Origin of the sequence: Shewanella sp. AS16 (assembly GCF_021412365.1) — a bacterium.
GTDB lineage: Bacteria > Pseudomonadota > Gammaproteobacteria > Enterobacterales > Shewanellaceae > Shewanella > Shewanella salipaludis.
Map to the genome: position 1 here is coordinate 1 of NZ_JAKCLK010000357.1, position 285 is coordinate 285.

Here is a 285-nt window from a genome sequence, read left to right on the forward strand (position 1 = left end):
ATCACCACTGCGCCGACCGTAGTGTATGAAGTTGAAACCACGTCAAGAGAAGTTATCTACGTCGACAGCCCATCCAAGCTGCCAGCGGTAAATAACATCTACGAACTGCGCGAGCCGATTGCAGAATGTCACATGCTGCTGCCGCAGGCATATCTCGGCAACGTTATTACGCTGTGCGTAGAAAAACGCGGCGTGCAGACCAATATGGTTTACCACGGTAATCAGGTGGCGCTGACGTACGAGATCCCGATGGCGGAAGTGGTGCTCGATTTCTTCGATCGCCTG

General features: G+C 53.0%; 1 pseudogene. It reads left to right on the plus strand.

The annotated features are described in order from the left end of the window. A pseudogene (locus LZP73_RS20635) lies at nt 1-285 on the plus strand (elongation factor 4); the annotation flags it as partial.